Raw genomic sequence first — 17,754 nt, 5'->3', positions numbered from 1 at the left:
CGGCCGGACTGTCAGGGAGGCCGTTCTTTCTCCGCCTACTTGAGCTCGCCGAGACGGAGGGCGTCCCTCATGTCGCTGAGCTTCGCAGCCGTAGCTGGGGTCCACTCCTTCTCCTGTTCACTGAGACGGAGCGCATCCTCAATCGCACTGAGCTTCGCGGAGGACAGGACGCCCGCCTGCTCGATCAGGTCGTCCCGGGACAGTGTGGTCAGCCAGGTGCAAGGGGTGAAGCCCGGATGCGAGAAGCCGAACCGCAGCACGCCTTCGAAGGGCAGTCCTTCCGTAGCTCCTACTGCCACTTCGACTCCCAGACCGCTGATGTCGACGTCAGCCGGAGCGACGACCTGCATCGCCCGGAACCCGCGCGCCTCGTCTCCCGACAGGAGTACGACCGGCCGCCGCTCGTCGAACTCGACCCACCAGACTTCGCCGCGTTGCACATGTCCTCCTGGCCCGGGACTGCGGGCGAACCCCGCACGCTCGCGACCGAAGCACGGAAGTAGTGCAGCCCCGTCTCCGGACGCCTTGACTGTTTGAAGGACTCTAAGCCAGCCTCCTTCCCCCACCACCGCGAACCTCCAGCGACGAAGCCGTGGCGCGGTTCAGCTTCATCCGCGACGCGCAGGCGCCGTCGGCCTCACCCTCGCCGATGTCCGCGGCATCGTGCCCCTGCCGCGTGGTGCAGGCGCCAGATTCACAGGCGCACGATGACCAGGGCGGTGTCGTCGGTGGCGTCACCGGGCGGGAGCAGGTCGATGAGCACGGCGTCGGCGAGGGCCTGGGGATCGTCTGCCCGGTGGCGGACCAGGGAGTCGGCGAGCCGGGCGAGGCCCGTGTCAATGTCTTCGCCACGGCGTTCGATCAGACCGTCGGTGTAGAGCACGAGGACAGCGCCCTCACTGAAGGCCGCGACAGCCTGGGTCCGGGGGCCGTGCTGAGGGCGGGCGGCCAGGGGCGGATCGGTCGCCTGGTCCAGGAACTCGACCGTTCCGTCCGCCCGGCGGAGCGCCGGTGGGAGGTGGCCGGCGCAGCTGTAGGTGATCGTGTCGTTCGCCCAGTCGACGAATGCCGTGGCCACGGTGGTGTTCTCGGCGCCGTCGACGGTGCGGGCGTACAGCCCGAGGACCTCCAGCGCGCGGGCGGGACCTTCGGGGACGAGAGAGGCGGCGGTGAGCGCGCTGCGCAGTTGCCCCATGACACCGGCCGCGGACAGACCGTGGCCGACGACGTCGCCGACGGAGACGGCAATGCGGTCGCCAGGCAGATCGACCAGGTCGTACCAGTCGCCGGCCACGTTGAGCGCTTCGGCGGCCGGCCGGTAGCGGACGGCCGCCGGGTGCCGGCCGACCGGGCGCGGGGCGGGCAGCATGGCTTCCTGCAAGGTCAGCGCGACCTCACGGGCGCGGATGAGCTCGGTGACGTCCTCCACCCGGTGCAGCAGCAGCGTCACCCGCCCGTCAGGTCCGAGCACGGGAATGTTGGTCATGTTGACATACCGCTCGTGCCACACCCCGGGCTCGTCGTCGTCCTTCATCTCGAAGCGCTGCAGCGCTACTGTGCTGCGCTCACCGGTGTCCGCCGCCCGACGCAGTGACGCCAGAACCTTGAGCAGAAGAGGCTCGGCGGGGTCCCTTTCGGGGCGGTCCTCGGGCAGGAAACGACCGACCAATTGCTCGCGGGGAAGGCCCCGGATGCGCGAGAACTCCTCGTTGGCGTCCGTGATGATCAGCTGCGGAGTCACCAGCGCCACCGCCCCGGGAAGGGCCTGGAACACCGCCGCGTAGTCGACCGCCGGTTCTGCCATGACTTTCCCGCCTACCAGGCCGATCTCTGTCTTTTCACGATACGAGCAGGCAGTCATAGCTCGCACCATGAGGTTGCAGCGTTCTCTCGCCGCGCTATGCGCCTTGTGTACGAGTCACGCCGGGGGCGGGGCCGTCCCTGCCTTCCACCCGACACCGGAACGAGACTGCGTCTGCCGACCGGGGCCAACGAGACCGACTCGGAGGCGGCAGTCCCTCAGACCCACTCCACCTCGGAATGGATCCTGGCAGAGCCTCCAGGCGGCGGCAGAGGCGTTCTCGGCGCATCCTGCACGGGCCTCTGTCGCCTGCCCTGAGCGCCGAGCACATTCAGCACGGCCGCTCTGTCTTCCTCGCTGCTGTCCGCCAGGGCCTCCACGATCCGCCGCAACGCCTCACTCACGTCAGTGAGCGTGTCCGCTGGTCGGGGCGTCCTTCTTGACCGTCAGCGGCAGCAGCTTCTTGCCCGTCGGGCCGATCTGGATGCTGGTGTCCATCTGCGGGCACACCCCGCAGTCGAAGCAGGGCGTCCAGCGGCAGTCCTCGACCTCTGTCTCGTCGAGGGCGTCCTGCCAGTCCTCCCAGAGCCAGTCCTTGTCCAGGCCGGAGTCGAGGTGGTCCCAGGGGAGGACTTCCTCGTAGGTGCGCTCGCGGGTGGTGTACCAGTCGACGTCGACGCCGAAGGGGGCCAGGGCCTTGTCGGCGCAGGCCATCCAGCGGTCGTAGGAGAAGTGCTCGCGCCAGCCGTCGAAGCGGCCGCCGTCCTCGTAGACCGCGCGGATGACCGCGCCGATGCGGCGGTCGCCGCGGGAGAGGAGGCCCTCGACGATGCCGGGCTTGCCGTCGTGGTAGCGGAAGCCGATCGAGCGGCCGTACTTCTTGTCGCCGCGGATCTTGTCGCGGAGCTTCTCCAGGCGCGCGTCGGTCTCCTCGGCGGAGAGCTGCGGCGCCCACTGGAAGGGGGTGTGGGGCTTGGGGACGAAGCCGCCGATGGAGACCGTGCAGCGGATGTCGTTGGAGCGGGAGACCTCGCGGCCCTTGGCGATGACCTTCGTCGCCATGTCGGCGATCTGGAGGACGTCGTCGTCGGTCTCGGTGGGCAGGCCGCACATGAAGTACAGCTTCACCTGGCGCCAGCCGTTGCCGTAGGCCGTCGAGACGGTACGGATGAGGTCGTCCTCCGAGACCATCTTGTTGATGACCTTGCGGATGCGTTCCGAGCCGCCCTCGGGGGCGAAGGTGAGGCCGGAGCGGCGGCCGTTGCGCGTCAGTTCGTTGGCCAGGTCGATGTTGAAGGCGTCGACGCGGGTGGAGGGGAGAGAGAGGCCGATCTTGTCCTCGGTGTAGCGGTCGGCCAGGCCCTTGGCGATGTCGCCGATCTCCGAGTGGTCCGCGGAGGAGAGGGAGAGGAGGCCGACCTCCTCGAAGCCGGTGGCCTTGAGGCCCTTGTCGACCATCTCGCCGATGCCGGTGATCGAGCGTTCGCGGACCGGGCGGGTGATCATGCCGGCCTGGCAGAAGCGGCAGCCGCGGGTGCAGCCGCGGAAGATCTCGACGGACATGCGCTCGTGGACCGTCTCGGCCAGGGGGACCAGCGGCTGCTTGGGGTACGGCCACTCGTCGAGGTCCATGACCGTGTGCTTGGAGACCCGCCACGGGACGCCGGACCGGTTGGGGACCACGCGGGCGATACGGCCGTCGGGGAGGTACTCGACGTCGTAGAAGGCCGGGATGTAGACGGAGCCGGTCTTGGCCAGGCGGAGGAGGACCTCCTCGCGGCCGCCGGGGCGGCCCTCCGCCTTCCACTCGCGGATGATCCTCGTCATGTCGAGGACGGCCTGCTCGCCGTCGCCGATGATCGCCGCGTCGATGAAGTCCGCGATCGGTTCCGGGTTGAAGGCGGCATGACCGCCGGCCAGGACGATCGGGTCGCCGATCGAGCGCTCGCGCGACTCCAGGGGGATGCCGGCCAGGTCCAGGGCCGTGAGCATGTTCGTGTAGCCCAGCTCGGTGGAGAAGGACAGGCCGAACACGTCGAAGGCCTGCACCGGGCGGTGGCTGTCCACGGTGAACTGGGGGACGCGGTGCTCGCGCATCAGCGCCTCCAGGTCCGGCCACACGCTGTAGGTGCGCTCGGCGAGGACGCCCTCCTGCTCATTGAGGACCTCGTAGAGGATCATGACGCCCTGGTTGGGCAGGCCGACCTCGTAGGCGTCCGGGTACATGAGCGCCCAGCGGACGTCGCAGGTCTCCCACGGCTTGACCGTGGAGTTGAGCTCTCCGCCGACATACTGGATCGGCTTCTGCACATGCGGGAGCAGAGCTTCGAGCTGCGGGAACACAGACTCAGCGACCTGAGCGGCGGCTTCGGCAGACATCTCGCGGACCTTTGTGAGGTGGCTGGGGGGCGCCCCCCGGCCGGTGGCCGGGAAGGGTGACCATCAAGCCTAACCCGGTCGGCGGGCTCCCCCGTACGTCCGGATCACACCGGCGCCTCGGCCTTGATGTCCGCCCAGGCCCCCGGCGCCTCGGTCTCCACCGCCGCCGCCCGCTGCTCCTCGCGGCCGTAGAGCAGCCCGTACGTGAACGCGCTCTCCCCGGCCGCGTGGGCCACCGCGGACAGCTCGCGCAGGGTCTCGCGGGCCATGACGCTGTCCTGGTGCTCGCCGAGCAGGGTCTGCAGCGACTTCATGGACCTGACCATGGTCTTCGCCGGCTTGCCGAGGGCGGGCCCGGCGGCCTCGGCCGCGTAGCGGGTGCGCTTGGCCTTCTTGCGGGCCTCGTGCAGGCCGAGGTCGCGGTCGTGGCCGGGGGGCTCGGCCATGGCCGTCTCGATCAGGTCGGTGACCTTGGCGAAGTCCTTGTGCACGGCCTGGGTGAGGACCTGCTCCGGGTCCTTGGCGGCCGTCTTCAGCAGGGGCGGGCCGGCGGCGAGGGTGTCCAGGGTGTCGAGGAGCGCCAGGTAGCGCTTGGAGTCCAGGACGCCGAGGAGCCGGCTGCGGGAGCCGCGTTGGCTCGCCTCGGCCCAGTGGTGGATGCGGTCGTGGACGGGGCCGTGGACGAGGGTGGGGGGTACGTCGGCGAGGGCCGACATCAGGCGTTCGGCCAGGACCTCCTGGTCGCGGCCCACGCCCAGTTCGCCGGCCAGCCACTTCAGCTCGTCGGCGATCGGGTCGGTGACCCGGCGGTCGAGGACCTTGCCGAAGGTGCGGAAGGTGCTGCGCAGCCGGCGGGTGGCGACCCGCATGTCGTGCACGCCCTCCTCGGTGTCCAGGCGGACGGCGGGGTCGAGCTCGACGATCGCGTCGCGCTGGGCGCGGACGTAGGCCATGACGTGGTCGCCGGCCGTGACCGGTGCGGCGGATCCGGTCTTCGGCGGGCGCGGTTTGCCGCCCTTGGTCTCGGCCAGGGCGCGGGCGAGCTTCGAGGCGGACTTCGAGGGGCGTACGCCCGCCTTGCCCAACCGTTTCTCCACCTTGTCGAGGAAGGCGGGGTCGCCGCCGTCGGCGAGTTCCACCTCGATCTCGGTCCACTGCGCCCTGCCGTCGCCGCCGAAGAGCCGGTCGGCCCGTACGCGGTCCACGCTCACCTCGGCGAGCAGGGCGCCGTCGGCGTCGACGAGGTGCCGGACGTCGCGGGTGGTGCGCAGCCGGACGACCGGGACCAGTTGGCCCTCGCGGACCCGGGAGCGGGCCAGGGCGGCGAGTTCGTCGGGGAGCGTGTCGGAGAGGGGGGCGTGGATCTCGTCCCGGACGCCGGGGGCGACGGGGAGTTTGAGGTGCCAGCCGGCGTCGCTGCCTCCGCTGCGGCGGCGCAGGGTGACCTTGGCCGAGGCCAGGCGCAGGTCGGAGGTGTCGTGGTAGGTCGCGTCGAGGTCGGCGGTGCCCTTGTCCACGACGTTCGCCACTCCCGCGACGCCGGTCAGGTCGGGCAGGCCGCTGTCATCGGATTCGTACTTGCGCTCGATTTCGCGCTTCGTATCCGCCATGAGTTGAATCTAATGGTCGGGCCGCCGCAGAGGCAGAGGCCGAAGAGGGTAAATCGAAGGAAAACTGAATTGGTACGGAAGGTGAACAAGCCGATGTGGCGTGTTCACCTCCCTGAGTTCCCCGGGCGGAGCCTCCTATGCCGACATCGGCCGCTGCACCCTGATCGACTGCAGCAGCCCCACCGCCACCCACACCGCGAACATCGACGAACCGCCGTACGACACGAACGGCAGCGGCAGGCCGGTGACCGGCATGATGCCGAGGGTCATGCCGATGTTCTCGAAAGCCTGGAACGCGAACCACGCCACGATCCCCGCCGCGACGATCGTGCCGTACAGCTCGGTCGTCTCGCGGGCGATCCGGCAGGCGCGCCACAGGACGACCCCGAGGAGCACGATGATCAGGCCCGCGCCGACGAAGCCCAGCTCCTCCCCCGCGACCGTGAAGACGAAGTCGGTCTGCTGCTCGGGCACGAACTGGCCGGTGGTCTGCGAGCCGTGGAACAGGCCCGCGCCGGTCAGGCCGCCGGAGCCGATGGCGATCCGGGCCTGGTTGGTGTTGTAGCCGACGCCGGCCGGGTCGAGGCTCGGGTTGGCGAAGGCGGCGAAGCGGGCGATCTGGTACTCGTCCAGGATGTGCAGCTGCCAGATGGCCACGCAGCCGATCACGCCGGCGGCGAGCAGCCCGAAGACCCAGCGGTTGGAGGCGCCGGAGGCGAGCAGCACGCCGAGGATGATGGTCACCATCACCAGGACCGTGCCGAGGTCGGGCATGAGCAGCACGATCAGGATGGGGACCGCGGCCAGGCCCAGGGACTGCAGGACGGTGCGATGGTCGGGGTACTTCTTGTCACCGGCGTCGACCCGCGCCGCCAGTATCATCGCCATGCCCAGGATGATCGTGATCTTCACGAACTCGGCGGGCTGCAGCGAGAAGCCACCGCCGAGGACGATCCAGTTTCGGCTGCCGTTGATGGTGGCGCCCAGCGGGGTGAGCACCGCGAGGATGCCCATCAGGGAGAGGCCGTAGAGGATCGGTACGGCGTTGCGGAGCTGGCGGTGGCCGACCCAGACGGTGCCGATCATCAGGGCGAGACCGATGCCCATGTTCATCAGGTGCCGGACCAGGAAGTAGTACTGGTCGCCCTGGTTGATCTCGGTGCGGTTGCGGGTCGCCGAGTAGACCAGCACCGAGCCGAGCAGGGACAGGGCGACCGCCGCCAGCAGCATCGGCCAGTCCAGGCGGCGGGTCAGCGAGTCCCGGGCGAAGATCCGGGTCCAGCCGGCCCGTGCCGGGCCGTACCCGGAGACGGAGAAGCTGTTGACGCCGGTCATGTGAGCATCCTCCGGCTTCCCCGCTTGCGGGCTCGTCTGCGGGTGTCACGGTTGCCTGTGGACGGTGAGGCCGTGGTGGCGGCCGGGGTCTGCCCGTTGTCGGTGTTCTTGTCGCCCTGCTGGGAGTAGACCTGGAAGTCCTTCGCCGGGTCCTTGGACACCTTCGGGGAGTCGATCGTGCCGTCCGTGCGGACCTTCGGCAGGCCCTGCTGCGGGGTGTAGAGCAGCGCCTTGTTCTTGTCGACGGAGCCGTCGGCCGACACGCCGTAGAGCGCGCTGTAGATGTTGCGGACCGCCTCACCGGAGGCACCGGAACCGGTACCGGCCTGGGCGATGGTCATGATGACCGTGTAGTCCTTGCTGTAGGTGGCGAGCCAGGACGTGGTCTGCTTGCCGTAGACCTCGGCGGTACCGGTCTTGCCGTGCAGGGCGATCTTGTCCTGCGGCCAGCCGCCGAACTTCCAGGCCGCCGTACCGCGGGTGATGACGCCCGCGAAGGCCTCGTCCATGCCCTTGAGGGTGGCCTGGGTGACCGGCAGCTTGCGGACCACCTTGGGCTTGATCTCCTGGACCGTCTTGCCGTCGGCGCTGATGATCGCCTTGCCGATGGTCGGCTGGTACTCGGTGCCGCCGTTGGCCACGGCGCCGTAGATCATCGCCTCCTGTATCGGCGTGACGAGGGTGTCGCCCTGGCCGATGGAGTAGTTGATCTCGTCGCCCTCGCGCATCTTGTTGCCTTCGAGGCAGTTCTCGTACTCGATCTTCTCGACGTAAGTGCCGTCCTTCTTGCCGGACTTGCACCAGGCGTCCTTGTTGGCCTTCCAGTAGTCGATCTTCCACTGGCGGTCGGGGACCCGGCCGGTGACCTCGTTGGGCAGGTCGATGCCGGTCTCCTTGCCGAGGCCGAACTGGTGGGCGGTCTTGAAGAAGTAGTCCTTCGGCTCGCCCTTCTTCGGGTTGATGCCGCCGTCCTTCTTCCACTCGCGGTCGGCGAGGCCGTAGAAGACGGTGTCGCAGGAGACCTCCAGGGCGCGGCCCAGGGAGATGTCGCCGAAGTTCTCGCCCTCGAAGTTCTTGAAGACCTGGCCGCCCACCGAGTAGGAGCTGGTGCAGGGGTAGCCGCCGTCCCAGGCGTAGCCGGCGTTGACCGCGGCGGCGGTGGAGACCACCTTGAACGTCGAACCGGGGGCCGCCTGACCCTGTATGGCCCTGTTGAGCAGCGGGTAGTCGGAGTTCTTGCCGGTGAGGGCCTGGTAGTCCTTGGCGGAGATGCCGCCGACCCAGACGTTCGGGTCGTAGGTCGGGGCGGAGGCCATGGCGACGATCCGGCCGGTCTTGGCCTCCATCACGATGACGGCGCCGGAGTCGGCCTTGTAGTTCTCGTGGGTGATGCTGTCGTACTGCTGGCGGGCGGCCTTCATCGCCTTGTCCAGCTCGTACTCGGCGACCCGCTGGACGCGGGAGTCGATGCTGGTGACCAGGTTGGAACCGGGCTCGGCGGCGTCGGACTCGGCCTTGCCGATGACGCGGCCGAGGTTGTCGACCTCGTAGCGGGTGACGCCGGCCTTGCCGCGCAGTTCCTTGTCGTACTCGCGCTCCAGGCCCGACCGGCCGACCTGGTCGGAGCGCAGGTACGGGGAGGAGGTGTCCTTGGCCTGCTGGATCTCGTCGTCGGTGACCGGGGAGAGATAGCCGAGGACCTGGGCGGTGTTGGACTTGCCGGGGCTCGCGTAGCGGCGGACGGCCTCGGGCTCGGCGGTGATGCCGGGGAAGTCCTCGGAGCGCTCGCGGATCTGCAGGGCCTGCTTGGCGGTGGCCTCGTCGGTGATCGGGATCGGCTGGTACGGCGAGCCGTTCCAGCAGGGCTGGGGGGTCTTGGCGTCGCAGAGGCGGACCTTCTGCATGACCTCCTCGGGCTTCATCCCGAGGACGCCCGCGAGCTTGGTCAGGACCGCCTTGCCGTCGTCCTTCTGCTTGAGCAGGTCGGTGCGGGAGGCGGAGACCACCAGCCGGGTCTCGTTGTCCGCGAGGGGGACTCCGCGGGCGTCCAGGATCGAGCCGCGCACGGCGGGGTCGACGACCTGCTGGACGTGGTTGCCGGAGGCCTCCTTCTGGTACTCGGAGCCTTCCCGGATCTGCAGGTACCACAGGCGGCCGCCGAGGGTGCCGAGCAGGGAGAGGACGAGGATCTGGATGACGACGAGACGGATCTGGACGCGTGGGGTCCGACCGGTCGCGGGAATGTTGGTCACTGGGCTGTCTCCCCCTCTCCTGGCACAAATGCGCGTGCGCGTACGCATGATGAACGATCGACCTGTGAGGCCCCGTTCCGCCCCCGTGCACTCGTTCGGGTGAACTCCCCCGCGTTCACAGGCGCTTGACCCCCTTGATGCGACCGACGCGGACGTTCCGGGTGCGGGCCTTCGCCCTCAGGCCGCCGAGGCCGCCGCGCTGTCCGCCGATGCGCATCCCGGTGCCGGAGGAGATCCAGCCCGAGGAGATGTCGCCGGCCTTGCCGCCGGAGTTGGCCTCGGTGAGCGGGTCGTTGTCGGCGCGGCGGGCCAGGGCCATGACGCCGGGCACCACGAACGGGGCGAGCAGCAGGTCGTACAGGGCCGCCGTGATCAGCAGGCTGGTCATGCCGACGTGCCGGGCGGCGGTGTCGCCGACGAGGGCGCCGACGCCGGCGTACAGCAGGGTGGAGCCGACGGCGGCGGCGACCACGACGAGCATCGGGCCGGTCGCGGACTTCAGGCGGCCGTTCTCCGGCTTGATGAGGCCGGCGAAGTAGCCGACGACGCAGAGCACCAGGGCGTAGCGGCCGGCCGCGTGGTCGGCGGGCGGGGCGAGGTCGGCGAGGAGTCCGGCGCCGAAGCCGACGAGGGCGCCGCCCACATGGCCGTAGACCATGGCGAGGCCGAGGACGGTGAGGAGCATGAGGTCGGGGACGGCGCCGGGCAGGTGCAGGCGGGCGAGGACGCTCACCTGGATCACCAGGGCGACGACGACCAGGGCGGAGGAGAGCAGGATCCGGTTGACACGCATGGGGGATTCAGCTCCTACTGCTGCTCGCCGGTGGTGTCGGACGCGTTGGTGCTCGCGTCCGCGGACGGGGTGACCGTGACGGTCACCGTCGGGGTCGGGGTCGGCTTGGGCTTGGCCGGGAGCACCTCGTCGCGCGGGTCCCTCTTCGGTGCCTGGACGACCACCCCGACGATGTCGAGCTTGGTGAAGGACACGAACGGCGTGACGTACAGGGTGCGGGTCAGGCCGCCGTTGGACGGGTCGACGCGGGTGACCGTGCCGACCGGGACGCCGGGCACGAACGGCTTGTCGCCCTGGGAGCCGAAGGTGACGAGCCGGTCGCCCTTCTTCACCTCGGCCTTGCTGTCGAGGAGTTCGACGCGCAGCGGGCGGTCGCCCTGTCCGGAGGCGAAGCCGAGTTCGTCGCTGCCCTCCATGCGGGTGCCGACGGTGAAGTCGGGGTCGTTGGCGAGCAGCACGGTGGAGGCGTCCGGGCCGACCGTGGTCACGCGGCCGACCAGGCCGTTGCCGTTGAGGACGGTCATGTCCCGCTTGATGCCGTCGTTGTAGCCGACGTCGATGGTGACGGTCCAGGAGAAGCCCTGCGCCGACCCTATGGCGATGACCTGGGCGCCCTTGATGCCGTACTGGCCCTCGGCGGCGACGTTGAGCATCTTCTCCAGCTGGCTCAGGCGGCTGCGGTTGCGGTCGTCGCTGCCGAGCTTCGCCTTGAGGGTCGCGTTCTGCTTCTCCAGCCGGGCCAGCCGGTCGTGCCGTTCGCCGGAGTCACGGACGGCGGAGACGGCGTTTCCGACCGGGTCCACCACCGTCGACATGCCGTTCTCGATCGGGCCGAAGACCGCGGCCGCGGCCTGCCGGGCGCCGTCGACCGGGGAGTTCCTGCCACCTCGGATGTCCACCGTGATCAGCGCGAACGCGATGGCGATCAGCAGCACCAGGAGCAGCCGGCTCTCTTTCGTGTCCCTCACGTGCGGCGGCCGTGCCTTCCTCAATAGGAACTTGCGGAGCTTGATTTCGGGAGCTTGTGAAGCAAGTGGGGCATGTGGGGGGTGCGGAGGCTTGTGGGGGGGTGGGGAACTCGCTCTGTGCGAGCCTATGCCTCCATATCAACGATCCGCCGCACGAGAGGAGATGATCTCGTACGGCGGAATCGAAGAGTTATGTCATCTGCGCGGCTGGGCGTCCAGGACCTGCTGGAGCGCCTCGAACTCCTCGACGCACTTTCCGGAGCCGAGCGCCACGCTGTCCAGCGGGTCCTCGGCGATGTGGATCGGCATGCCGGTCTCCCGGCGCAGCCGCTCGTCCAGACCGCGCAGCAGGGCTCCGCCGCCGGTCAGAACGATTCCCCTGTCCATGATGTCGCCGGACAGCTCCGGCGGGCACTTGTCGAGCGTGGTCTTGACGGCGTCGACGATCGCGTTGACCGGCTCCTCGATCGCCTTGCGGACCTCGGCGGCCGAGATGACGACGGTCTTGGGCAGGCCGGACACCAGGTCCCGGCCGCGGATCTCGGTGTGCTCGTCGGCGTCGAGGTCGTACGCCGAACCGATCGTGATCTTGATCTGTTCTGCCGTCCGCTCACCGAGGAGGAGCGAGTACTCCTTCTTGATGTGCTGGATGATCGCGTTGTCCAGTTCGTCGCCCGCGACGCGGATGGACTGGGCGGTGACGATGCCGCCGAGCGAGATGACCGCGACCTCCGTGGTGCCGCCGCCGATGTCCACCACCATGTTGCCGGTGGCCTCGTGGACCGGCAGGCCGGAGCCGATGGCGGCCGCCATGGGCTCCTCGATGATGTGCACCTGGCGGGCGCCGGCCTGTGACGACGCCTCGATGACGGCACGGCGCTCGACACCGGTGATGCCGGAGGGCACGCACACGACCACGCGCGGCCGCGCGAGATACCGCCGCTTGTGGATCTTCAGAATGAAGTAGCGGAGCATCCGCTCGGTGATCTCGAAGTCGGCGATCACGCCATCCTTGAGCGGGCGCACGGCGACGATGTTGCCGGGCGTGCGCCCGATCATCTTCTTCGCCTCCGCGCCGACCGCAAGAATTCCACCGGTGTTCGTATTGATCGCGACAACGGACGGCTCGTTGAGTACGATCCCGCGACCCCTGACGTACACCAGCGTGTTGGCGGTCCCGAGGTCGACAGCCATGTCACGGCCGATGAACGACATTGAGTTCCCCATCAGGATTCGTCTGGCCTTCCCGGGAGCTTTTGAGGGCATTTCAGGTCGGCGAAGTGGGTGCTGTGACGTGAAGGCTTCCATCGTAGACGCGCCTGCACGAACACTGCGCGAGGGTCTTCGCCATTGTCAGCACGTGTACGGCCGCCTCGCTTGTGGAGACGGTCCGACGGGGCCACTCGTTCCCCCGATCGGCACGCATATGCCGAGGGACGGCCGAAAACGTTCGGCCGTCCCAGGTCATGCAGCTCAATGGGCTGACGCCTCGTCAAGAACTTCCACGAAAACTCCGTACGGGCCCTTTACGGGCCCCTGACGGTTACGCGCGGCCGGGGAAGAAGATCTTGACCTCGCGCTCGGCGGACTCCTCGGAGTCGGACGCGTGGATCAGGTTCTCGCGGACGATCACGCCGAAGTCACCGCGGATGGAGCCGGGTGCCGCGGCGATCGGGTCGGTGGGGCCGGCCAGGGCGCGGATGCCCTCGATGACCCGCTCGCCCTCGACGATCAGGGCGACGGACGGGCCGGAGGACATGAACTCGACCAGCGGCTCGTAGAACGGCTTGCCGACGTGCTCGGCGTAGTGCTGCTCCAGCGTGGCCCGCTCCAGGGTGCGCAGCTCCAGCGCGGTGATCTGCCAGCCGGCCTTGCGCTCGATACGGCTGATGATCTCGCCGGTCAGGCCCCGACGGACGGCGTCGGGCTTGAGCAGGACGAGGGTGCGCTGGGTCACGGGAAGGCTCCTTCGCGGTACTGACGTGTGCGGTGAGGAGAGGCTACAGGGCTGGTCTGAGCGCCCGTTCCACAGTGTGCAGGTCGGTGGCGCGGCCGTCTTCGGGGGCTGCCGCCCCGGACCCCCGCTTCGGCCTGGACGGCCTCGTCCTCAAGCGCCGGACGGGGTGTCCTGAGTGCTCTGCGCCGCGAAGCGCGCCTTGGCCTCGTCGATCTTCTTCCCGTAGTGCACCGACGCCCACCACAGGCCCGCGAAGATCGCGCCCATGAAGTACATGGTCGGGACGAAGATCCCGGAGGCGATCAGGGCGATCTGCAGGGCCCAGCCGAGGGCGATGCCGCCGGGCCGGGTGATCACGCCGCACAGGGCCACGCACAGGGCCATCGCGATGCCGCTGACCAGCCACACCGTGGAGGTGGACAGGTCGGGGTCCTTCATGGCGACCAGGGCGGCGAAGCCGATGACGAAGAACTCGCCGATCAGGGTGGAGGAGCAGAGCGTACGCATGGTCAGGGCCTCCCGAGGAGCAGGCGGGCCTCGCCCACGGTGATGACGGAGCCGGTGACCAGCACGCCGCCGCCGGCGAACTCGCCCTCCTCCTCGGCCAGCGTGATCGCGGCCTCCAGGGCGTCGGGCAGCCGCGGCTCGACCTGGACGCGGTCCTCGCCGAACACCTCGACGGCGACCGCGGCCAGCTCGTCCGCGTCCATCGCGCGGTGGCTGGAGTTCTGGGTGACGACGACCTCGGCGAAGATCGGCTCGAAGGCCTCCAGGAGGCCCCGGACGTTCTTGTCGCCGCTGGCCCCGACCACGCCGATCAGCCGGCTGAAGTCGAAGGCCTCGCCGACGGCCTCGGCGGTGGCGCGGGCGCCGGCCGGGTTGTGGGCGGCGTCGAGGACGACGGTGGGAGAGCGTCGTACGACCTCCAGCCGGCCCGGGGACGAGACCGCCGCGAAGGCCTTGCGGACCGTGTCGATGGCGAGGGACTCGGGGCGCTGGGAGCCGACCCCGAAGAACGCCTCCACCGCGGCGAGCGCGACCGCCGCGTTGTGGGCCTGGTAGGGGCCGTGCAGGGGGAGGTAGACCTCGTCGTACTCGCCGCCGAGGCCGCGCAGGGTGAGCAGCTGGCCGCCGACGGCGACCCGGCGGGCGACGACGCCGAACTCGAGGCCCTCGCGGGCGACGGTGGCGTCCACCTCGACGGCCTTCTTGAGGAGCACCTGCGCCGCGTCGACCGGCTGCTGGGCCAGGATGACCGTCGCGTCCTGCTTGATGATGCCGGCCTTCTCGCCGGCGATCTCGGCGGTGGTCTCCCCGAGCCGGTCGGTGTGGTCGAGGTCGATGGGGGTGACGACGGCGACGTCCCCGTCGATGACGTTCGTGGCGTCCCAGGAACCGCCCATGCCGACCTCGACGACGGCGACGTCCACGGGGGCGTCCGCGAAGGCCGCGTACGCCATGCCGGTGAGCACCTCGAAGAAGGAGAGCCGGTACTCCTGCTGCCCGTCGACCATCTCGACGTAGGGCTTGATGTCGTTGTACGTCTCGATGAACCGCTCGGCGGAGATCGGGGCGCCGTCGAGGCTGATGCGCTCGGTGATCGACTGCACGTGCGGGCTGGTGTAACGGCCGGTGCGCAGGTCGAAGGCGCCGAGCAGGGCCTCGACCATACGGGCGGTGGAGGTCTTGCCGTTGGTGCCGGTGATGTGGATCGAGGGGTACGACCGCTGCGGCTCGCCCAGCACGTCCATCAGGGCGGCGATCCTGGTGACCGACGGCTCCAGCTTGGTCTCGCCCCAGCGGGTGGCGAGCTCCGCCTCCACCTCGCGCAGGGCCCGGTCGATCTCCGGGTCCTTGGGACGGCCCGGGACGTCGGCCTGCTGCGGGCCGCCCTGGGTACGCAGGGTCCGGCTGCCGGCCTCGATCACCGCGAGATCGGGGTCGCGGTCCGTCTCGGCCGCGACGATGTCGTCGAAGCCGTCCTCGGAGTCGTCCTCGAAGTTGCCGTCGAAGCTCTCATGGGGGTCGCGCGGAGGCAGATCACTCACGGCACCAGTCTACGGAGCCCCGCGGCCGCGTGGACGCGTCGGTCGCCGGAAGCGCCTGCTCGCACCAGATCGTCTTGCCGGCGGAGGTCTGCCTGGTCCCCCACCGCTGGGTGAGCTGGGCCACCAGCAGCAGGCCCCGGCCGCCCTCGTCGAAGACCCGGGCCCGCCGCAGGTGCGGGGCGGTGCTGCTGCCGTCGGAGACCTCGCAGATCAGCATCCTGGTGTCGCGGATGAGCCGCAGCTGGATCGGGGCGCCGCCGTAGCGGACGGCGTTCGTGACGAGTTCGCTGACCACCAGTTCGGTGGTGAAGGTCAGCTCGTCCAGCTTCCAGGCGGCGAGCTGGTCGGTGGCCAGGGTCCGGGCCCCTGCTACCTGCTCGGGGTCCGCGGGGACCTCCCAGACGGCCACCTGGTCGCAGGGCAGGGCGCGGGTGCGGGCGAGCAGCAGGGTGACGTCGTCGGCGGGTTCGCCGGTGCGCAGCGCGCCCACCACCCGGTCGCAGGCGGCCTCCAGCGGCTCCCCCTCCCCGGCGGAGGCGAGCGCGCGGCGCAGCCGGTCGAGACCGCGGCCCATGTCGAGGTGGCGGGAGTGCACCAGGCCGTTGCTGAACAGGGCGAGGGTGGAGCCCGCGGTGAGGTCCAGGTCGGTGGTCTCGAACGGCAGCCCGCCGAGCCCGAGCGGCGGGCCGGCCTGGCCGGGGGCCGGCTCCACCGCCCCCTGGGGAGTGATCACGAAGGGCATCGGATGGCCCGCGCTGGCCAGGGAGCAACGCCGTGAGATCGGGTCGTAGACGGCGTACAGGCAGGTCGAGCCCACCTCGCCGACCTGTTCCCGGGCGCCGTCTTCGAGGTGCAGGACCAGGTCGTCGAGGTGGGTGAGGAGTTCGTCGGGGGGCAGGTCGACGTCCGCGAGGGTGCGGACCGCCGTGCGCAGCCGCCCCATGGTGGCGGAGGCCTGGATGCCGTGACCGACGACGTCCCCGACGACCAGGGCCACCCGGGTGCCCGACAGCGGGATCACGTCGAGCCAGTCGCCGCCGACGCCGGCCCGGGTGCCGGTGGGCAGGTAGCGGTAGGCGAAGTCGACGCTCGGGCAGTCGGGCAGGTCGTGCGGGAGCAGGCTGCGCTGGAGCCCCAGCGCGGTCTCGCGCTCCCGGGTGTAGCGGCGCGCGTTGTCGATGGCGGTCGCGGCCTTCGCGGCGAGTTCCTCGGCGTCGGACAGGTCGTCCTTCTCGAACGGCGGGGAGTCCCGGGTGCGCCAGAAGACGATCACCCCCATCAGCACGCCCTGTGCCGACAACGGCGCGGTGATCAGCGAGCGCATGCCGTAGTCGAGGAGCTGTTCGGTGTGCCGCGCGTCGGGAAACCTCGCTCGCCGGGTGACCCGCAGGTCGGCCATGAGAGCCGGGGCGGCGGCGGTGTGACGGGTGGCGCCGGGCGGCGGGTCCACGGCGATCAGGGCACCGGTGGGGTCCAGCGGGGAGTCGTCGCGGACGCCGCCCCGGGCGACGCGCCGCAGGACGGTCTCGGCGGCCGTCGGCTCCCCGCCGTGCAGCACGGACTCCTCCAGGTCGACGGTGACGAAGTCGGCGAAGCGGGGGACGGCCACCCGCACCAGCTCGTCGGCGGTCCGCCCCACGTCCAGGGTGTTGCCGACGGCGGTACCGGCGTCGTAGAGCAGCCGCAGCCGCCGGTGGCTCTTCTCCAGCGAGCCCGCCATGGTGTTGAACGCCGTCTCCAGCTGCCCGATCTCCCGGCGCCCGGAGGGCGGCACCCGGGTGCCCATGTCCCCGGCGGCGAGCCGGGTCGCGAAGCCGGCCATCCTGCGCACCGGCCAGACGATCACCCGGGTCACGTAGGCGCCGTAGGCGACGATCAGGAGGACCGCCGCGCCGACGCCGGCGGACGCGGCGATCGTCAGCGTGCGCATCCGGCCCTCCAGCGCGTTCTCACGCTGGTCGATCGCGTGGCGCTCGGCCTGGAGGTAGCGGGTGAACTGGTCCCGGAGTGCGTCGAGCCGCTGCTTGCCCTCCAGCGTCCGCACCGTGCTGCTCGCGTTGGGATCGCCGCGCCGGGCCTCGGCCACGAGCGGGACCGAGTAGTCGTCGACGAAGGACTGGCCGGACCGCTGGATCTGCCGGGCCAGCTGCCGCTGGGCGGGGGACGTGCTGACGTCCACGAGCCGCTGTGCCTGCGCGGGGAACGCGGTCCGGGCCGCGTTCCAGGGCGCGAGGAACGCGTCCTGGCGGGTGATGACATAGCTGCGCTGGCCGCCCTCCATGTCGAAGACGGTCCCCTGGACCACCCCGACCTGCTCCAGGGCCGGCCGGCCGCTCCGCGCGGAGAGCAGGGAGTGCTGGGCGTCCGTGATCGCCAGGACCAGCGTCAGGAAGACGAGGCCCATGACCACGGCGAGCAGGCCGCCCGCACCGGCTGTCAGGGGGACCAGGCCCCGGTGCGGAGGCGTCCTCGTTCGGCCCCTGCGCTGCATGTGGGCGTTCCCTCCGCCGCATGGCACCAAAACGGAACATTAGGGTCATGTTCCTACTTCTGGATTGTAGGGCGGCGGCCGGGCGGCGCTTTGTGACCCGGGAAACGCGCCAGGCGTCCG

The 17,754-nt window shown here is 70.1% G+C and carries 13 protein-coding genes; all 13 read right to left on the bottom strand.

Translation table 11 applies throughout. The annotated features are described in order from the left end of the window. Window positions 1–35: 35 nt before the first annotated feature. Window positions 36–440, bottom strand: coding sequence for a type II toxin-antitoxin system PemK/MazF family toxin (locus ABT137_RS00690; RefSeq protein ID WP_351700206.1), 405 nt, complete (start codon window positions 438–440; stop codon window positions 36–38). A 254-nt stretch (window positions 441–694) separates the two neighbouring features. Next, window positions 695–1,804 carry a PP2C family protein-serine/threonine phosphatase gene (locus ABT137_RS00685; protein WP_351700204.1) on the bottom strand — a complete coding sequence of 370 codons (1,110 nt, stop codon included), beginning with the start codon at window positions 1,802–1,804 and terminating at the stop codon, window positions 695–697. A 402-nt stretch (window positions 1,805–2,206) separates the two neighbouring features. Then, window positions 2,207–4,180 (bottom strand): TIGR03960 family B12-binding radical SAM protein, encoded by a 1,974-nt coding sequence (locus ABT137_RS00680; protein ID WP_351700202.1) that lies wholly within the window; start codon window positions 4,178–4,180, stop codon window positions 2,207–2,209. A gap of 104 nt (window positions 4,181–4,284) precedes the next feature. Continuing rightward, window positions 4,285–5,790 (bottom strand): CYTH and CHAD domain-containing protein, encoded by a 1,506-nt coding sequence (locus ABT137_RS00675; RefSeq protein ID WP_351700200.1) that lies wholly within the window; start codon window positions 5,788–5,790, stop codon window positions 4,285–4,287. A 135-nt stretch (window positions 5,791–5,925) separates the two neighbouring features. Next, window positions 5,926–7,125 carry a rod shape-determining protein RodA gene (gene rodA, locus ABT137_RS00670; protein ID WP_351700198.1) on the bottom strand — a complete coding sequence of 400 codons (1,200 nt, stop codon included), beginning with the start codon at window positions 7,123–7,125 and terminating at the stop codon, window positions 5,926–5,928. Beyond that, complete coding sequence (mrdA, locus tag ABT137_RS00665) at window positions 7,122–9,377, bottom strand: penicillin-binding protein 2 (RefSeq protein ID WP_351700196.1); 2,256 nt, start codon at window positions 9,375–9,377, stop codon at window positions 7,122–7,124. Before mrdA ends, rodA begins: the two co-directional genes overlap by 4 nt. Window positions 9,378–9,492: 115 nt before the next feature. Further along, on the bottom strand, window positions 9,493–10,170 hold the full coding sequence (mreD, locus tag ABT137_RS00660) for a rod shape-determining protein MreD (RefSeq protein ID WP_351700194.1): 678 nt from the start codon (window positions 10,168–10,170) through the stop codon (window positions 9,493–9,495). A 14-nt stretch (window positions 10,171–10,184) separates the two neighbouring features. Beyond that, window positions 10,185–11,138: a rod shape-determining protein MreC gene (mreC, locus tag ABT137_RS00655; RefSeq protein WP_351700192.1), complete on the bottom strand. Its 954-nt coding sequence runs from the start codon at window positions 11,136–11,138 to the stop codon at window positions 10,185–10,187. A 195-nt stretch (window positions 11,139–11,333) separates the two neighbouring features. Beyond that, the gene (locus ABT137_RS00650; protein WP_004931372.1) at window positions 11,334–12,353 is read right to left on the bottom strand and encodes a rod shape-determining protein; all 1,020 of its coding nucleotides are present in this window, start codon (window positions 12,351–12,353) and stop codon (window positions 11,334–11,336) included. 328 nt (window positions 12,354–12,681) lie between these two features. After that, entirely contained in the window at window positions 12,682–13,095 is a 414-nt protein-coding gene (gene ndk / locus ABT137_RS00645; RefSeq protein ID WP_351493051.1) for a nucleoside-diphosphate kinase, read from the bottom strand. A 150-nt stretch (window positions 13,096–13,245) separates the two neighbouring features. Then, the gene (locus tag ABT137_RS00640; protein ID WP_351700190.1) at window positions 13,246–13,602 is read right to left on the bottom strand and encodes a DUF4233 domain-containing protein; all 357 of its coding nucleotides are present in this window, start codon (window positions 13,600–13,602) and stop codon (window positions 13,246–13,248) included. A 2-nt stretch (window positions 13,603–13,604) separates the two neighbouring features. Beyond that, window positions 13,605–15,143 carry a bifunctional tetrahydrofolate synthase/dihydrofolate synthase gene (folC, locus tag ABT137_RS00635; protein WP_502984445.1) on the bottom strand — a complete coding sequence of 513 codons (1,539 nt, stop codon included), beginning with the start codon at window positions 15,141–15,143 and terminating at the stop codon, window positions 13,605–13,607. Continuing rightward, a complete protein-coding gene (locus ABT137_RS00630) occupies window positions 15,136–17,634 on the bottom strand; it encodes a SpoIIE family protein phosphatase (RefSeq protein ID WP_351700188.1) in 2,499 nt (832 codons plus the stop codon). Before ABT137_RS00630 ends, folC begins: the two co-directional genes overlap by 8 nt. Between the last annotated feature and the right edge of the window lie 120 nt (window positions 17,635–17,754).

Origin of the sequence: Streptomyces sp. NPDC001980, assembly GCF_040296885.1 — a bacterium.
GTDB lineage: Bacteria > Actinomycetota > Actinomycetes > Streptomycetales > Streptomycetaceae > Streptomyces.
The sequence above is the reverse complement of the archived record's forward strand: the minus strand, read 5'-3'. Positions and strand labels throughout refer to the sequence as shown.